Annotated in this window: 13 protein-coding genes; 2 read left to right on the forward strand and 11 right to left on the reverse strand. The window is 36.5% G+C overall.

Annotation, left to right across the window (positions count from 1 at the left end; all coding sequences use genetic code 11):
• Positions 1 to 175: 175 nt before the first annotated feature.
• The 3 genes from trmFO to dprA all read right to left on the reverse strand — a co-directional run bounded on the left by trmFO (position 176) and on the right by dprA (position 4,614).
• Complete coding sequence (gene trmFO / locus PYW32_RS08260; protein WP_016174778.1) at positions 176 to 1,483, reverse strand: FADH(2)-oxidizing methylenetetrahydrofolate--tRNA-(uracil(54)-C(5))-methyltransferase TrmFO; 1,308 nt, start codon at positions 1,481 to 1,483, stop codon at positions 176 to 178.
• A 40-nt stretch (positions 1,484 to 1,523) separates the two neighbouring features.
• Positions 1,524 to 3,602, reverse strand: coding sequence for a type I DNA topoisomerase (topA, locus tag PYW32_RS08265; RefSeq protein ID WP_016174777.1), 2,079 nt, complete (start codon positions 3,600 to 3,602; stop codon positions 1,524 to 1,526).
• A gap of 121 nt (positions 3,603 to 3,723) precedes the next feature.
• A complete protein-coding gene (gene dprA, locus PYW32_RS08270; RefSeq protein ID WP_016174776.1) occupies positions 3,724 to 4,614 on the reverse strand; it encodes a DNA-processing protein DprA in 891 nt (296 codons plus the stop codon).
• A gap of 162 nt (positions 4,615 to 4,776) precedes the next feature.
• Here dprA and ylqF point away from each other — a divergent pair, with 162 nt between their 5' ends.
• Positions 4,777 to 5,640 (forward strand): ribosome biogenesis GTPase YlqF, encoded by an 864-nt coding sequence (gene ylqF, locus PYW32_RS08275; protein WP_016174775.1) that lies wholly within the window; start codon positions 4,777 to 4,779, stop codon positions 5,638 to 5,640.
• Positions 5,630 to 6,400 carry a ribonuclease HII gene (locus tag PYW32_RS08280; protein ID WP_016174774.1) on the forward strand — a complete coding sequence of 257 codons (771 nt, stop codon included), beginning with the start codon at positions 5,630 to 5,632 and terminating at the stop codon, positions 6,398 to 6,400. Before ylqF ends, PYW32_RS08280 begins: the two co-directional genes overlap by 11 nt.
• Positions 6,401 to 6,467: 67 nt before the next feature.
• Here PYW32_RS08280 and PYW32_RS08285 read toward each other — a convergent pair whose 3' ends face one another.
• The 8 genes from PYW32_RS08285 to PYW32_RS08320 all read right to left on the reverse strand — a co-directional run bounded on the left by PYW32_RS08285 (position 6,468) and on the right by PYW32_RS08320 (position 13,719).
• A complete protein-coding gene (locus PYW32_RS08285) occupies positions 6,468 to 8,237 on the reverse strand; it encodes an oleate hydratase (RefSeq protein WP_035010098.1) in 1,770 nt (589 codons plus the stop codon).
• A gap of 167 nt (positions 8,238 to 8,404) precedes the next feature.
• On the reverse strand, positions 8,405 to 8,962 hold the full coding sequence (gene lepB, locus PYW32_RS08290) for a signal peptidase I (RefSeq protein WP_016174772.1): 558 nt from the start codon (positions 8,960 to 8,962) through the stop codon (positions 8,405 to 8,407).
• Positions 8,959 to 10,377, reverse strand: coding sequence for a S41 family peptidase (locus PYW32_RS08295; RefSeq protein WP_016174771.1), 1,419 nt, complete (start codon positions 10,375 to 10,377; stop codon positions 8,959 to 8,961). Before PYW32_RS08295 ends, lepB begins: the two co-directional genes overlap by 4 nt.
• Positions 10,378 to 10,485: 108 nt before the next feature.
• Positions 10,486 to 10,707: a YozE family protein gene (locus PYW32_RS08300; RefSeq protein ID WP_016174770.1), complete on the reverse strand. Its 222-nt coding sequence runs from the start codon at positions 10,705 to 10,707 to the stop codon at positions 10,486 to 10,488.
• Between the two features lie 4 nt (positions 10,708 to 10,711).
• Positions 10,712 to 11,218 carry a peptide-methionine (S)-S-oxide reductase MsrA gene (gene msrA / locus PYW32_RS08305; protein WP_016174769.1) on the reverse strand — a complete coding sequence of 169 codons (507 nt, stop codon included), beginning with the start codon at positions 11,216 to 11,218 and terminating at the stop codon, positions 10,712 to 10,714.
• 5 nt (positions 11,219 to 11,223) lie between these two features.
• The gene (locus PYW32_RS08310; RefSeq protein WP_016174768.1) at positions 11,224 to 11,865 is read right to left on the reverse strand and encodes a YpmS family protein; all 642 of its coding nucleotides are present in this window, start codon (positions 11,863 to 11,865) and stop codon (positions 11,224 to 11,226) included.
• Entirely contained in the window at positions 11,866 to 12,750 is an 885-nt protein-coding gene (locus PYW32_RS08315) for an SGNH/GDSL hydrolase family protein (protein ID WP_016174767.1), read from the reverse strand.
• A gap of 126 nt (positions 12,751 to 12,876) precedes the next feature.
• A complete protein-coding gene (locus tag PYW32_RS08320; RefSeq protein ID WP_016174766.1) occupies positions 12,877 to 13,719 on the reverse strand; it encodes a DegV family protein in 843 nt (280 codons plus the stop codon).
• Positions 13,720 to 13,828: the final 109 nt, after the last annotated feature.

Below are 13,828 nucleotides of genomic sequence, written 5' to 3' on the forward strand. Positions count from 1 at the left end.
AATAGGCACCTCCTAAATTGATGGATGTGGTGGTCGGGAAACCAATTTCATCTTATCATTTTTGGGAGGCTTTTTTAATACCTCGCTGGAAGCTCTTTGGAACCCCCGGCTTAGCCAGGGGTTTTCAATACACATAAAAAAACCGAACCAATTTAATCTTGGTTCGGCGTTATTTTTAATGATTAATCTCTACTTTTTTTGCTTCTAAACTTTCTAATGCACGATTGGCAATCGCTTCATAACGCGATTTTTTGTCTCTAATACGTTCTGGTAATTCAGGGAATAATCCAAAGTTTGCATTCATTGGTTGGAAATGTTTACCAGAAGCATGTGTAATATAATATGCCATGCTACCAATGGCTGTTTCTTGTGGGAACGTAATTAATTCTTCTTCTTTCGCCATACGAGCTGCATTAATTCCTGCTACTAAACCACTAGCTGCACTTTCAACATAGCCTTCGACTCCGGTCATTTGACCAGCAAAGAACAAATCATCGCGTAAACGAGATTGATATGTTTGTTGTAACAACTCTGGAGAATTCATAAAGCTGTTACGGTGCATCACACCATAACGAACAATATCAGCCTTTTCCAAACCAGGAATCATGCGGAAAACACGTTTTTGTTCGCCCCATTTTAAATGTGTTTGGAAACCAACAATATTATATAACGAAGCTACTGCATTATCTTGTCTTAATTGGATGACAGCATACGGACGTTTTCCTGTTTTTGGATCTTCCAATCCAACTGGTTTTAATGGTCCAAATAGCATTGTTTTACGGCCACGTTTTGCCATTACTTCAATTGGCATACAACCTTCAAAGAATTTTTCTTTTTCAAACTCTTTTAATGGTGCTACTTCAGCAGCAACTAATTCATCGTAAAAAGCATTAAATTCTTCTTCAGTCATTGGACAGTTTAAATATGCAGCTTCTCCTTTGTCATAGCGAGATTTCAAATATACTTTATCCATATCAATCGTTGCTTTATCAATGATTGGAGCTGCTGCATCATAGAAATAAAAGCCTTCTGAACCATTAAAATCTTTAATTGCTTGCGCTAAAGGTGCAGAAGTTAAAGGACCTGTTGCAATAATTGTAATCCCTTCTGGAATTTCTGTAATTTCTTCTTCAACAACTGTTACTAATGGGTGTTCTTTCACTCGTTTCGTAATTAGCTCTGAAAAAGAATCACGGTCAACTGCTAAAGCGCCCCCCGCTGGTACAGCCGTATCGTCAGCCGAAGTAATAACAACTGAATTCAATCGACGCATTTCTTCTTTTAATACGCCAACAGCATTTGCTAAACTATTTCCACGTAATGAATTTGAGCAAACCAATTCAGCAAAATTGCCTGTATGATGGGCTTCTGTTGATTTTTTAGGACGCATTTCAAATAAACGCACGGGTACTCCTGCTTGTGCTACTTGCCAAGCAGCTTCACTTCCGGCTAGGCCGGCACCAATAATATTTACAGTTTTCATGATAAATCTCCTCTAGAATGAAAAAGGCTTAAGCCTTTTTCTATTTTTGTACATCCTCTTCGTAGTCACCATTCGGACACACAATTTGTTTGCCACCTTTGACTTTTTTCTCTACTAGATAGTGATCACATTTTGGACAATTTCGTCCAATTGGCTTATCCCAAGAAGTGAATTCACATTCAGGATAACGATCACAACCATAGAAGATGCGATTTTTCTTAGATTTTCTTTCAACAACTTGTCCTTTATGACAAATTGGACATTCTACACCAATTTCTTTAACGATTGGTTTTGTATTCCGGCAATCTGGGAAGTTACTACATGCATAAAATTTCCCATAACGTCCTAATTTGATAACCATTGGATGACCACATAATTCGCAATCAAAACCAGCTGGTTCATCTTTGATTTGAATTTTTTCGATTTTTTCTTCGGCTGTTTTTAGCTCTTTTTCAAATGGGCGATAGAAATGATCGACAACCTTAATCCAGTCCTCTTTTCCTTCTTCCACTTTATCTAAATTGTCTTCCATTTCAGCTGTAAAATGAACATCAACGATTTGTGGGAAGAAATCTTCAATCAACGTATTAACAATCTCACCTAACTCGGTTGGTTCAAAACGTTTTTGAGCTAACTTCACATAATAACGACGTTGGATTGTTTCTAATGTTGGTGCATATGTCGATGGACGACCAACTCCATTTTCTTCCAATGTGCGAATTAAGGTTGCTTCACTAAAACGTGCAGGTGGTTGTGTAAAATGTTGTTTTGGTTCAATATCAACAGATTGAACCATTTCGCCAATTTCTAACTCAGGTAAGATATTTTCTTTCTCTTCTTTCCCATCATCACGGCCTTCAACATACACTTGCATAAATCCTTTAAACTTCACTTTAGAACCATTCGCAATAAATTGGACACCGTTATGATCCAATGTCACTTTCATCGTATCTAAAATAGCAGGAGTCATTTGACTAGCAACCAAACGTGACCAGATTAAAGAATATAATTTTAATTGATCTTTGTCTAGATATTTCGCCATTTCATCTGGTGTACGTAATGCACTTGTTGGACGAATCGCTTCATGGGCATCTTGTGCACCTTGGGCATTTTTCAATTTTTTGACATCATGTGCAGCAAATTCTTTTCCATAAGTTGATTCAATAAAATCAGTTACTTCGGCTTTTGCTGAATCTGAAATACGTTTCGAATCTGTACGCATATACGTAATTAAACCGACAGTTCCTTGTCGACCTAGCGAAATTCCTTCATAAAGCTGCTGCGCAACCATCATTGTTTTACGAGTTCTAAAGTTTAATTTACGTGCTGCCTCTTGTTGTAAGCTACTTGTAGTAAACGGAGCTGCTGGATTACGTTTACGCTCTTTTTTCTCGACGTTTTTTACTTCATAATCTTTACCTGTAATACGGCTAGTAACTTCTTTGACACTTTCAGCATTTGGCAATTTCTTTTTCTTTCCATCAATTCCCCAGAAATTGGCCTTGAATTTTTTACGACCTTTTTTAAAATTGCCATCAATACTCCAATATTCTTCCGGTTTGAATTCACGAATTTCTTTTTCGCGATCAATAATAATTTTTAAAGCGACCGATTGAACACGTCCAGCACTCAACCCTTTTTTGACTTTACGCCATAAAATTGGGCTAATTGAGTACCCCACTAAACGGTCTAAAACACGTCGCGCTTGTTGTGCATCCACTAAATCAAGATCAATCGTTCGCGGTTCTTTAAAGGCTGCTTTTACAGCATCTTTGGTAATTTCATTAAACACCACTCGATTTTTTTCATTTAAATCTAGTCCTAACAAATGAGCTAAATGCCATGCAATGGCTTCCCCTTCTCTATCCGGGTCACTTGCAAGATACACTTTTTGTGCTTTTTTTGCTGCAGAGCGTAGACTTTTAATGACATCGCCTTTTCCACGAATAGAAATATAATGTGGTTCATAATTATTTTCAACATCGATTCCCATTTTACTTTTCGGTAAATCACGAATATGTCCTACACTGGCAACCACTTTGTAATTTCGACCAAGATATTTCTCAATCGTTTTTGCTTTCGCTGGTGATTCCACAATCACCAAATATTTATAGGCCATGCACAAATGGCTCCTTCCTAAGAAAATTTCCTACTATATAAAGTGCTATCAATTAACAATAAATCGTAGCCTATCATATCTATAAGAAAATCTTTTGTCAAGGAGAGACCTACTATCAAGTTTAAAAAATAACTGAATAATTCGGAAGTTCGTCAAAAATATCTTGAATAGAATACACACATTTGGCACCATCTTGAATTAAACGATGGCACCCATTTGATTGCCCACTGACGATTTCTCCAGGAATAGCAAAAACTTCTTTTCCGTACTCTAATGCAAGTTGTGCAGTAATTAATGATCCACTTCGCTCTTTTGCTTCGATGACACATGTTCCTTGCGTTAACCCTGCAATAATCCGATTACGCATTGGAAAATGATGTTTTTGTACACCCACACCTTGCGGATATTCGCTTAAAATCAACTGATTCTTGCGCATTTCTACAAACAATGCACTTACTTCACGCGGATAACACCTATCCAGTCCACAGCCAACCACACCAATCGTATGCCCTCCGCCAATAATTGCTGCTTCATGACTATAACGATCCACACCTTTTGCTAATCCACTGACAATGACCACATTTTGTTCGACTATTTTAGGAATAAAACTGCTTAGTACACGCAGCGCATAAGGTGTTGCCTCTCTAGCACCGACAAAAGCTAATTTAGAATAACGCAATAAAGATAAATTACCTACGTAAAATAAAATTAATGGTTGTTGATACAATTGCTTTAATTCTTGTGGATAATCGTTGGATAGCCATGTTACAAATCGCTGTTTTTCTGCTTGCTCGACTAACCAATCTTCAGAAATAGCTTGCCAGCTTTTTTTAAATTGCTCTTGAAATCGCTGAATGCTGGCAATCCGAATAATTTCATTCTCTGAAAAAGTGGCACGTTGCATTTCTTGCGCACAATGCACGACTTTCCATTTACCAATCAACCCAATTCCTTTGCAATAGGTTAATTTAAAAATCAAACGTTCAATTTCGCTTAGTTGCCAAAAATCCAAGTTGTTCCGCCTCCTGTTCTTCTCACTAACTAGATACGCAAAAAAACGCCTCTTTTTTTGCGCAACAAAAAACTTGAGTCCCTTTGCAAAAACGTTTATGATTGACGTTGTGTGAAATAAATGAAAAATTTTATCCATAATTACAAAAAAGGAGTGATAGATATGGCGATTCAATGGTTTCCTGGCCATATGGCAAAGGCAAAAAGAGAAGTAAGCGAAAAATTAAAATATGTCGATATTGTTTTTGAATTAGTTGACGGACGTTTACCTTTATCCTCTCGAAATCCGCTGCTTGACCAAATTTTACAACAAAAACCACGTCTTGTTTTAATTAATAAAGCGGATCTAGCTGATCCCAATCAAACAAAGCAATGGGAAAACTATTTTATTGAAAAAGGATTTGCTGTACTAGCAATTAACGCCCAAGAAAATAAAGGTGTCAAAGCGATTGTTGCAAAAGCAAAAGAAGCACTAAAAGAAAAATTGGAACGTGACCGTAATCGGGGATTAAAACCACGCGCGATTCGGGCAATGGTTATTGGTATTCCTAACGTAGGTAAATCAACTCTTTTAAATCGTTTAGCAGGTAAGAAAATCGCACAAACCGGAAATAAACCTGGCGTAACGAAAGGCCAACAGTGGATTCGTTACGGAAAAGAATTAGAATTATTAGATACCCCAGGGATTTTGTGGCCAAAATTTGAAGACCAAGAAATTGGAAAGAAACTAGCTTTAACTGGTGCAATTAAGGATCAACTGTTACATTTAGATGATATTGCCATTTATGGCTTAGATTTTTTTGCCCGCTACTATCCTAAGCAACTCATCCAACGTTATCATTTATCGGAAGAGGAAGTTTTGCAATTAGCACCAGAATTGTTAATGACTATTACTGAAAAACTCGGTTTCCGTGATAATTATGAACGTGGAAGCGAACGTGTGATTCATGATATTCGCCAAGGAAAATTAGGTCGGTATACACTTGATCGTTCTAATGAAATTGGAGTCGATGAAGATGAAGCCTGAGTCAATTGCTACTATTAAAGAACGTCTCCAAAACCTGTCTTCACTAGACGATCCGTATGTCGAAAATTTGCGCCAAGATACGCGTTTAGGTGTACAGAAATTAGTGGGACAATTTGCGAAACGTTTGGAAAAAGAAGCACAATTAAAAGCAAAATACGCAGAAATGCAAGTCTTTGAACATGCTTGCTACGCACAAGGACATACACTCATTGCAGGTATTGATGAGGTAGGTCGTGGTCCTTTAGCTGGTCCTGTCGTTTCTGCTGCAGTTATTTTGCCCCAAAATTGCGAAATTTTAGGTTTAAATGATTCTAAACAACTTTCGGAAAAGAAACGTGATGCGCTCGCAAAAGAAATCCGTGAGCATGCAATTGCCATTGGTATTGGCATTCTTTCACCTGAAGAAATTGATCAACTAAACATCTATCAAGCAAGTAAACAAGCTATGATGCAAGCTGTGACACAATTGACACCACAACCAGATCATTTACTGATTGATGCCATGACCCTTGATTTACCTTTCCCTCAAGAAAAAATTATTAAGGGCGATGCTCGTTCGATTTCAATTGCTGCCGCTAGTATCATTGCAAAAGTGTATCGCGACGACTTAATGAAAGAGTATCACAAATTATATCCATATTACGGCTTTGATAAAAATGCAGGTTATGGAACGAAAACTCATTTAGAAGGCTTAGCAACACACGGTATAACCCCTATTCACCGTAAAACGTTTGCACCTGTCAAACAATATCTACAATAAAAAACATCGGAACGATAACGTCTCAATCGTTCCGATGTTTTCACTTGTCACCATTTCTTTTACTGGCTCAAATTAAGTGACTATCTTTTAATAGCTCCTCAATGAATGTCCCTTCAATTTTTTTCATCCCACGTTTCTCTAATACTTTGATAATCCAAGGGGCTTGCATATCTGTTATTTTTTTGCCATCCATTAAGCGATTTGTTGATGACAACAAGGTACGAATATCATATGCAGAAGCGAATACTTCTGGAACGCCCCGATCAATATCTAGCAACGTATACACAGCTTCCATCGCTGTGCGAACAGAATATTCCGTTGTAAAAACAGTATCTCGTTCTGTTTCGCTAAAGTTCCCAATAAAGGCTAAGTTTTTAGAACCTTCTGGGACAACAAGTGGGCGATCCCCATTCGCACGTGGCATAAAATAAGACGTAATATACGGCATATAACAAGGAATAGTATTGGCTGAATGACGAGCTAATTGAGGAATTTCTTCCACAGGCACACCCATGTGATACAACCATTCTTGGGCAATTTCATTACCTGAACATTCTGTAATACTTTTCTTAATAAAATCGCCATTTTTCGCAGAAAGTAATCCGTAAATCCAGACAACTAATTGATCGTTTGGTTGATTTTTAAAGTGTGGTTGACGATTTAACGTGTAACTCATTAACCAGCCAGAATCTTTCACCGTCACAATCCCACCAGTTACCACTTTTCCAGCATAAGGATCACGTTTACTAATTTTTTCAATATATGGCGCAATTTTATCATCCAACGTAGTTAAAGTAGCTGAAACAAACCAACTTTCTTCTGGTAAGTTGTCACAGAATTTACTTGGATTTCCTAAGGCAGCATCTTGTTTTGCCAAATTTTGCCACAAACGCCAACTGCCACCAGGTTCATGGGTAACCGGTGCAGGATGATCGTTATCTCCATAAGTGGTACTTTCAGTAATACTGCCATTTGTAACGAACACCAAATCATTCGTAGTCAGAAGAATATGTTGTTCCTCACCTTTAACATCTACAATGATTTCTTTTGCAAGCAAGCCTTCTTCGCGCGCAACAATAATATTTTTAACAACTGTATCATATTGGAAATGAACATGATGCGCTTCTAAATATCTAACTAATGGTAAAACTAAGGATTCATATTGATTGTATTTTGTAAATTTCAATGCAGATAAATCAGGTAGTCCATCAATATGATGAATAAAACGCATGATGTATCGGCGCATTTCCATAGCAGAATGCCAAGTTTCAAACGCAAACATCGATGACCAATATATCCAAAAATTAGACTCAAAAAATTCTTCAGAAAAGACATCGGTAATTTTCTTATCTTGTAGACTATCTTCGGTCATTAGAAACAAACGAACAATTTCTTCTGATGCCTGATCAGACAAAGTAAATTTTCCATCTGTTGAAATACGTTCTCCACGATTTTCAATTACTCGGCAATTTGAAGAATTCGGATCTTCCTTATTTAACCAATAGAATTCATCTAAAACCGAGGCATCTTCGACTTCTAGTGAAGGCACTGAGCGAAATAGATCCCATAAACATTCAAAATGATTTTCCATTTCACGACCACCACGAATAATGAAACCTCGAGTTGGGTCTAACGTCCCATCCAAACTTCCACCAGCAAGTGGTAATTCTTCAAAAATATGGATATTTTCACCTTTCATTTGACCATCACGAACTAAAAATGCAGCAGCTGACAAAGAGGCTAACCCTGACCCAACTAAATAAGCTTGTTTACTATCGACATTGGCTGGTTTTTTAGGACGCGCAAACGCTTCATAATTTCCATTACTTCGATACATAGAAACATCTTCTTTCATTAAGTAGTTAAATACATCACTATTATGGAACGTTTTTTGTTATTTAACAAACAGAAACCCTTCTCATTTGTAAGACAAATACCCTTTTTTGACAAAAAAACCGAACTATCTCAGGACAAATAGCCCTCTATGATAGTTCGGATTAATGTTTAGATAAATTTCATATGAGCAAATGGATAATAGACGAACCGGGCTTTTCCTAAAATATTTTCTTCAGAAATAGCTCCAAAAGAACGACTGTCTTTTGACAATCGACGATTATCACCTATCACAAAATAACTGTCTTTACCTAATTTTTCGACACCCATTAACTCTTCAAATGTGAAATCATACGTAAATGGTATCGGTTCATCATTTTCTTCTAAATTTTTTTCTAAAAATGGTTCAGCCACTTTTTTGCCATTAATATACAATTGGTCATTAGCATAACTAACTGATTCACCAGGTAGACCAATTACTCGTTTAATATAAGTCGTTCCGTCAGACAGTTGAAAGACAATCACGTCAAAACGTTTAATCTCTGATATTTTTTCAACAACTACCATATCGCCTTGCTGTAAAGTCGTTTCCATTGAATTTCCTTCAACAGGTACAGGAATCAATAAAAATCCGCGAATCATCAGCGCAAGCGCTCCTGCCACAAATGTATACTTTAGAAACGTCCAAAAAATCTCGAAAAAGCGGTCTTTATTTACATCTTTTTTCATTTAGCTAACTCTTTCGTCAGTACATCCACTGCTTTATCATACATTTGATCGCTTTTACGCAAAACATCCGTGATTTTCAGTTCGATAACAACTGCTGTTTCAGCATCAACTTCGCCAGTTTCTTTTAGTTGATTTGATTTTTGAACGTCTTTGACCGCCTGTTCGGTTATCTCATTAAACGTATCACCTGTTGTTTGATAATTCAACACATGTAAAAAGGTATTTAAATTCTCAACTTCTTCAGAGGTCATTCCTTTTTTCAGTGATTTATTTTTAGGTAATGGTGGCAAATAAGCATATTCGGGGAAATCAACTTGAATGGTTGGTTCAAGACCTGTTTCATTAATCCATTCCCCAGATGGTGTTAACCATTTTTGCACAGTCATTTTTAATTCGCTTTGATCACCAAAGCCATTCACTGTCTGCACAGTACCTTTTCCAAATGTTTTTGTACCAATTACCGGTGCTTTTGCGGATTCTTTTAATGCAGCTGCAAAAATTTCTGATGCAGAAGCACTTCCTCCATCAACCAAGACCGCAACAGGTTCAGTAACTTTAAAGCCACCATCTAAATCTTTTGATGCTTCACTTGCACCGACAATTTGGTCATCCGTGGCAAACTGGACAATTGTTTGGCCATCTTCTAAAAACATACTCGCCATTGCTTCGACTTGACTCAAATAGCCTCCAGGATTTTGTCGCAAATCGATCACAAAAGATTTTGCGCCTTCTTTGCGTAGTTTTTTTATCGCTTCTTGTAATTCACGAGCAGTACTTTCATTAAAACTAGCAATTTGTATATTGCCGATTGGCTGTTTGTTATCCATCTCAGCGACTAACGACGCAATTGGAATTTCACCACGTGTAATTTCGACATCAAATGTCTTTTCTTCACGTTGAATAGTTAGCGTTACTTTGGTTCCTTTTTTGCCTCGAATCGACTGTACCACTTCAGTTAATGTTTGCCCAATTGTATCATTGCCATCAACTTTTAGAATTTTATCATGAATCTTCACCCCTGCTTTTTCAGCAGGACTATCTTTCACTGGAGCCTGAGCCACTTCTGGAAGGTTATCGACCAATGTTAACGTTGCACCAATTCCCTCAAAGCTATCAGATAGTGAATTAGACAACTGTTCAGCTTCTTCTTTTCCTAAATAAGTTGTATATGGATCATTTAATGCTTCGGTCATTCCTTTTAATGCACCTTCAATCAAGGTATCTTTATCAACTTTTTGATAGTAGTCTTCTTGTAAGGTGTGATACAGTGTATGCACTTTTTGCAATTCATCCTCATCATTGGAAGCTAATGTTGCTCCTGAATGACTGGCTATATACACACCCCCACCAGAAATAATTGCCACACAAACGAGTGAAATAATATATCTATGAAAAGGTATTTGTTTATTTTGCATGTAGTTCCTCTACTTTCATATCGATGAGCATTTCTATACTTTGCATCATACCATAAGAAAAAAGAAGACGGTACAAAAGTCTATTATGACTTTTCCGCCTCCTTTTTATTATGCATTATTCTCAAGATATTTCTCCCAAATACGGTCAAAAATATCCATGTTTTCTAAATAATTACTATTCATTTCTAAATAGTTAGAGACTTCATCATAATCATCCGTATGTTTTGGAAATTGACTATCATGACTTGCATTTGTTGCAAAAATTTGTTCTTCATCTATATGACTCGGTCCTTTTAACGTCATCAAATACTGATAGAAACTTCTTCTCATGTTCTCACCAATTCTCTTTTAAAAATGCTTCTCGACGAGCATGATTACGCTCAAAATTTGCCGGATTTTTTTTGTAATAATCTTGATGGTACAATTCTGCTGGATAAAACGGATGTGCCGGTTCAATACTTGTCACAATTGGTTTAGTAAAGCGTCCAGAATCTTGTAATGCTTGTTTGCTTGCCTCAGCAATTTTCTTTTGTTCTTCATTAAAATAGAAGATTACTGGACGATAATTATCTCCACGATCTTCAAATTGACCAAACGCATCAGTTGGATCCGTTTGTTGCCAATAAATTTCCACTAAGTCTTTAAAAGAAATTAATTCGGGATCAAAAATAATTTCTACGGCTTCTGTATGCCCTGTCGTATGACTACATACTTGCTCATACGTTGGATTTTCCACATGACCTGCTGTATAGCCTGACATGATTGAATGAATCCCTGGTAATTCATCAAAAGGTTGCACCATACACCAAAAACAACCTCCTGCAAAAATAGCTCTTTCCATTATTGTCACTCCTTTTCTTTCGATTCAGGTAAATAAAGACTTACTTGAATCTCATCGTCAACCAAATTTATTTTGTCTGCTTTTAAAAACAGACCATTTTGCATCCGAAATTGATCTAAACGTAACATCACAGTTTCTTCTTTCGGATCAATTTCAATCCATTTTGGCATATCGTAATTTCGTTGAATCATTTTCATGACTTCCGTAATCGGTACACCAAGAGTGCCAACTGATAAACTTTTCGCTTTCAACTGAACATTTCCATTATCCATCACATACGGATCAAAATAAAGATAAAAAGTGACCGGAAACCCTAAAATTTTAAATTCACCAGTTAATAAGGCTTCATTTTCCAAACGAAAATCATATTTTACGTCAGAATCTTTTTGGTATTCATCTAAATAAAAATCGATTAGCGAGTTAATTTGTTCTTTATTACTTCGAATATTTAATACTGGATTTCCTTCACGCTCTACTAATGCAGGAATGTCATGTTTGGCAAAATCTCTTTTTTCCGTAATTCGTGTGAATAAAAAGAACGTACTCCCTACTACCATACCAATCAATACAAAAAAAGCAACTTTCCATTTATTTAAGTCTTTCCATGAAAAAGTTTTTTTCGGTGCTGGTTTTTCTTCTGGTGTCATTTACTCACCCTCCTTTAGTAACCATTCATTTTTAGTTTGAGTTATTTCATCTTTAACTGCTTTGGCTATTAATTGGTAGCCAATATTATTCGGATGAAATTTATCTTTATCATACAAGACGTTATTTTGAACAATACTCAAATCATTGCCTGTTTCACTAGAACTTTCTTCGGTTTGTGCAGCCGTTGTTGGTTGTCCTAGACCCGAGGCAATGACATCATTGATGGGAATAAAATACGTGTTTTCGTTTTCTGCGACGATTGCTTTAGTTCCCTCATTCCAATTATCAACAATGGTCTGCATGTCAGTAATCTCAGGAAAATTCACATAAAACGGATTATACACGCCCACGACATAAATAGGTGCATCAGGATTTAAGTGTCGGAGTTCTGCTAGTAATTCAGTTAATTGTGTTTGATATTTCTTTAATGGTTTATTAAACGTTTTGACTGATAGCCCAAAAATATTATTTTGAATGACTTTCATCAAATCATTCCCACCAACTGTTAGCGTAATAATATCTGATTCCGACATACTTTTTTGAATTGCCTCTTCTTTTTTCAAACGTTTAAAAATTTGATCGCTACGTTCACCCGCCACACCATAATTTTCCACTTCCACACTGGTTAATTGGAATTCTTCTTGTAAATCATTGGCGACAATCGGGACAAAACCGCCACGTTTCGTATCATCTCCAACACCCTCTGTTAATGAATCACCTAATGCGGTATAACGAATCGTTTCTTTATATTTTTCAGTAGCAACTTGAATCGTTCCATTTAATCTAGGCTGTGCCTTAGGAAACACTTGTTGGAGGACCAAAAATGTTAAAAATGCCAGTAAAGCAACAGCAAAAATAGGTCCTAATATTTTTTGAATCTTCACATTTGTGCCCCTTCCTCTTCTGATTTCTCTGCTATTTTAGCAGAAAATAACGAAAAAACATACTAAGCGTTCTTTTGATAAACGATTTTTAAACAAAAAAAGCACCTAAAAAGATGCTTCTTGTAACTATTCCGTATAATACATAACCGCAAAGGCGCCTTCACCGGTATGCGTTGCAATAATTGGTGTCGTGTGAAGTAAACAAATATCCATTTTAGGGAATATTTCTTGAAGTTCACGTTTGAATTTTTCTGACTGCTCTAATCCACCCGCGTAAGAAATCCCAATTTGTTTGACGGCGGGATTATTTTTTAGTTCATTTTTTAGTTCTTCAAACCATTTATTGAATGTCTTTGCACCACGGCCTTTAACAACTGGCACCAATTCAGAATTTTTCAATTCCATGATGACACGCATGTTTAAAAAGCTAGAAAGCATGCCTTTTGCACGACTAATTCGACCACCTTTTACTAAATTTTCCAATGTCGATAAGCCAATAAATAATTTTGTATTACTTAAAATATTTTTAACAACTGGTAAAACTTCGTCTAATGTCTTACCTTCTTGTGCTAATTCCGCTGCTCGAATCACTGCAAAAGATAGTCCTTGGTCTGTCATATCTGTTTCAACAACAGTTACTTTACTTTTTGAAAGATTACCAGCTTGTCTCGCTGCTTCAACAGTTCCACTCAATGCTTTTGTCATATGAATCGATAAAATTTCACTACCGTCTTTTCCTAATTCATCATATAACTCTGCAAATTCACCAATTGGTGGTTGACTTGTTTTTGGTAATTCTTTGGAAGTTGACATCATTTCCATGAATTTTTCTCCAGGTAGTTGATCGTCATCGCGATACACCACACCATCAATCATCACGGATAATGGCACTACATGAATATTCAACTGATCTCTTACACTTTTTTTCATTGTACAAGATGAATCAGTAACTATCTTAAGATTTCCCATTCTTCTTTCACTCTCTCTTTAACACTGGTCCTATTTCATGTTAGAATACTATTGAACCATTTCTTGTCTTTAGTATAACAGACAAAAATTGATTTTTCATCTAACTTAA

It is taken from the genome of Enterococcus saccharolyticus subsp. saccharolyticus (assembly GCF_029023825.1).
Taxonomy (GTDB): Bacteria; Bacillota; Bacilli; order Lactobacillales; family Enterococcaceae; genus Enterococcus_F; species Enterococcus_F saccharolyticus.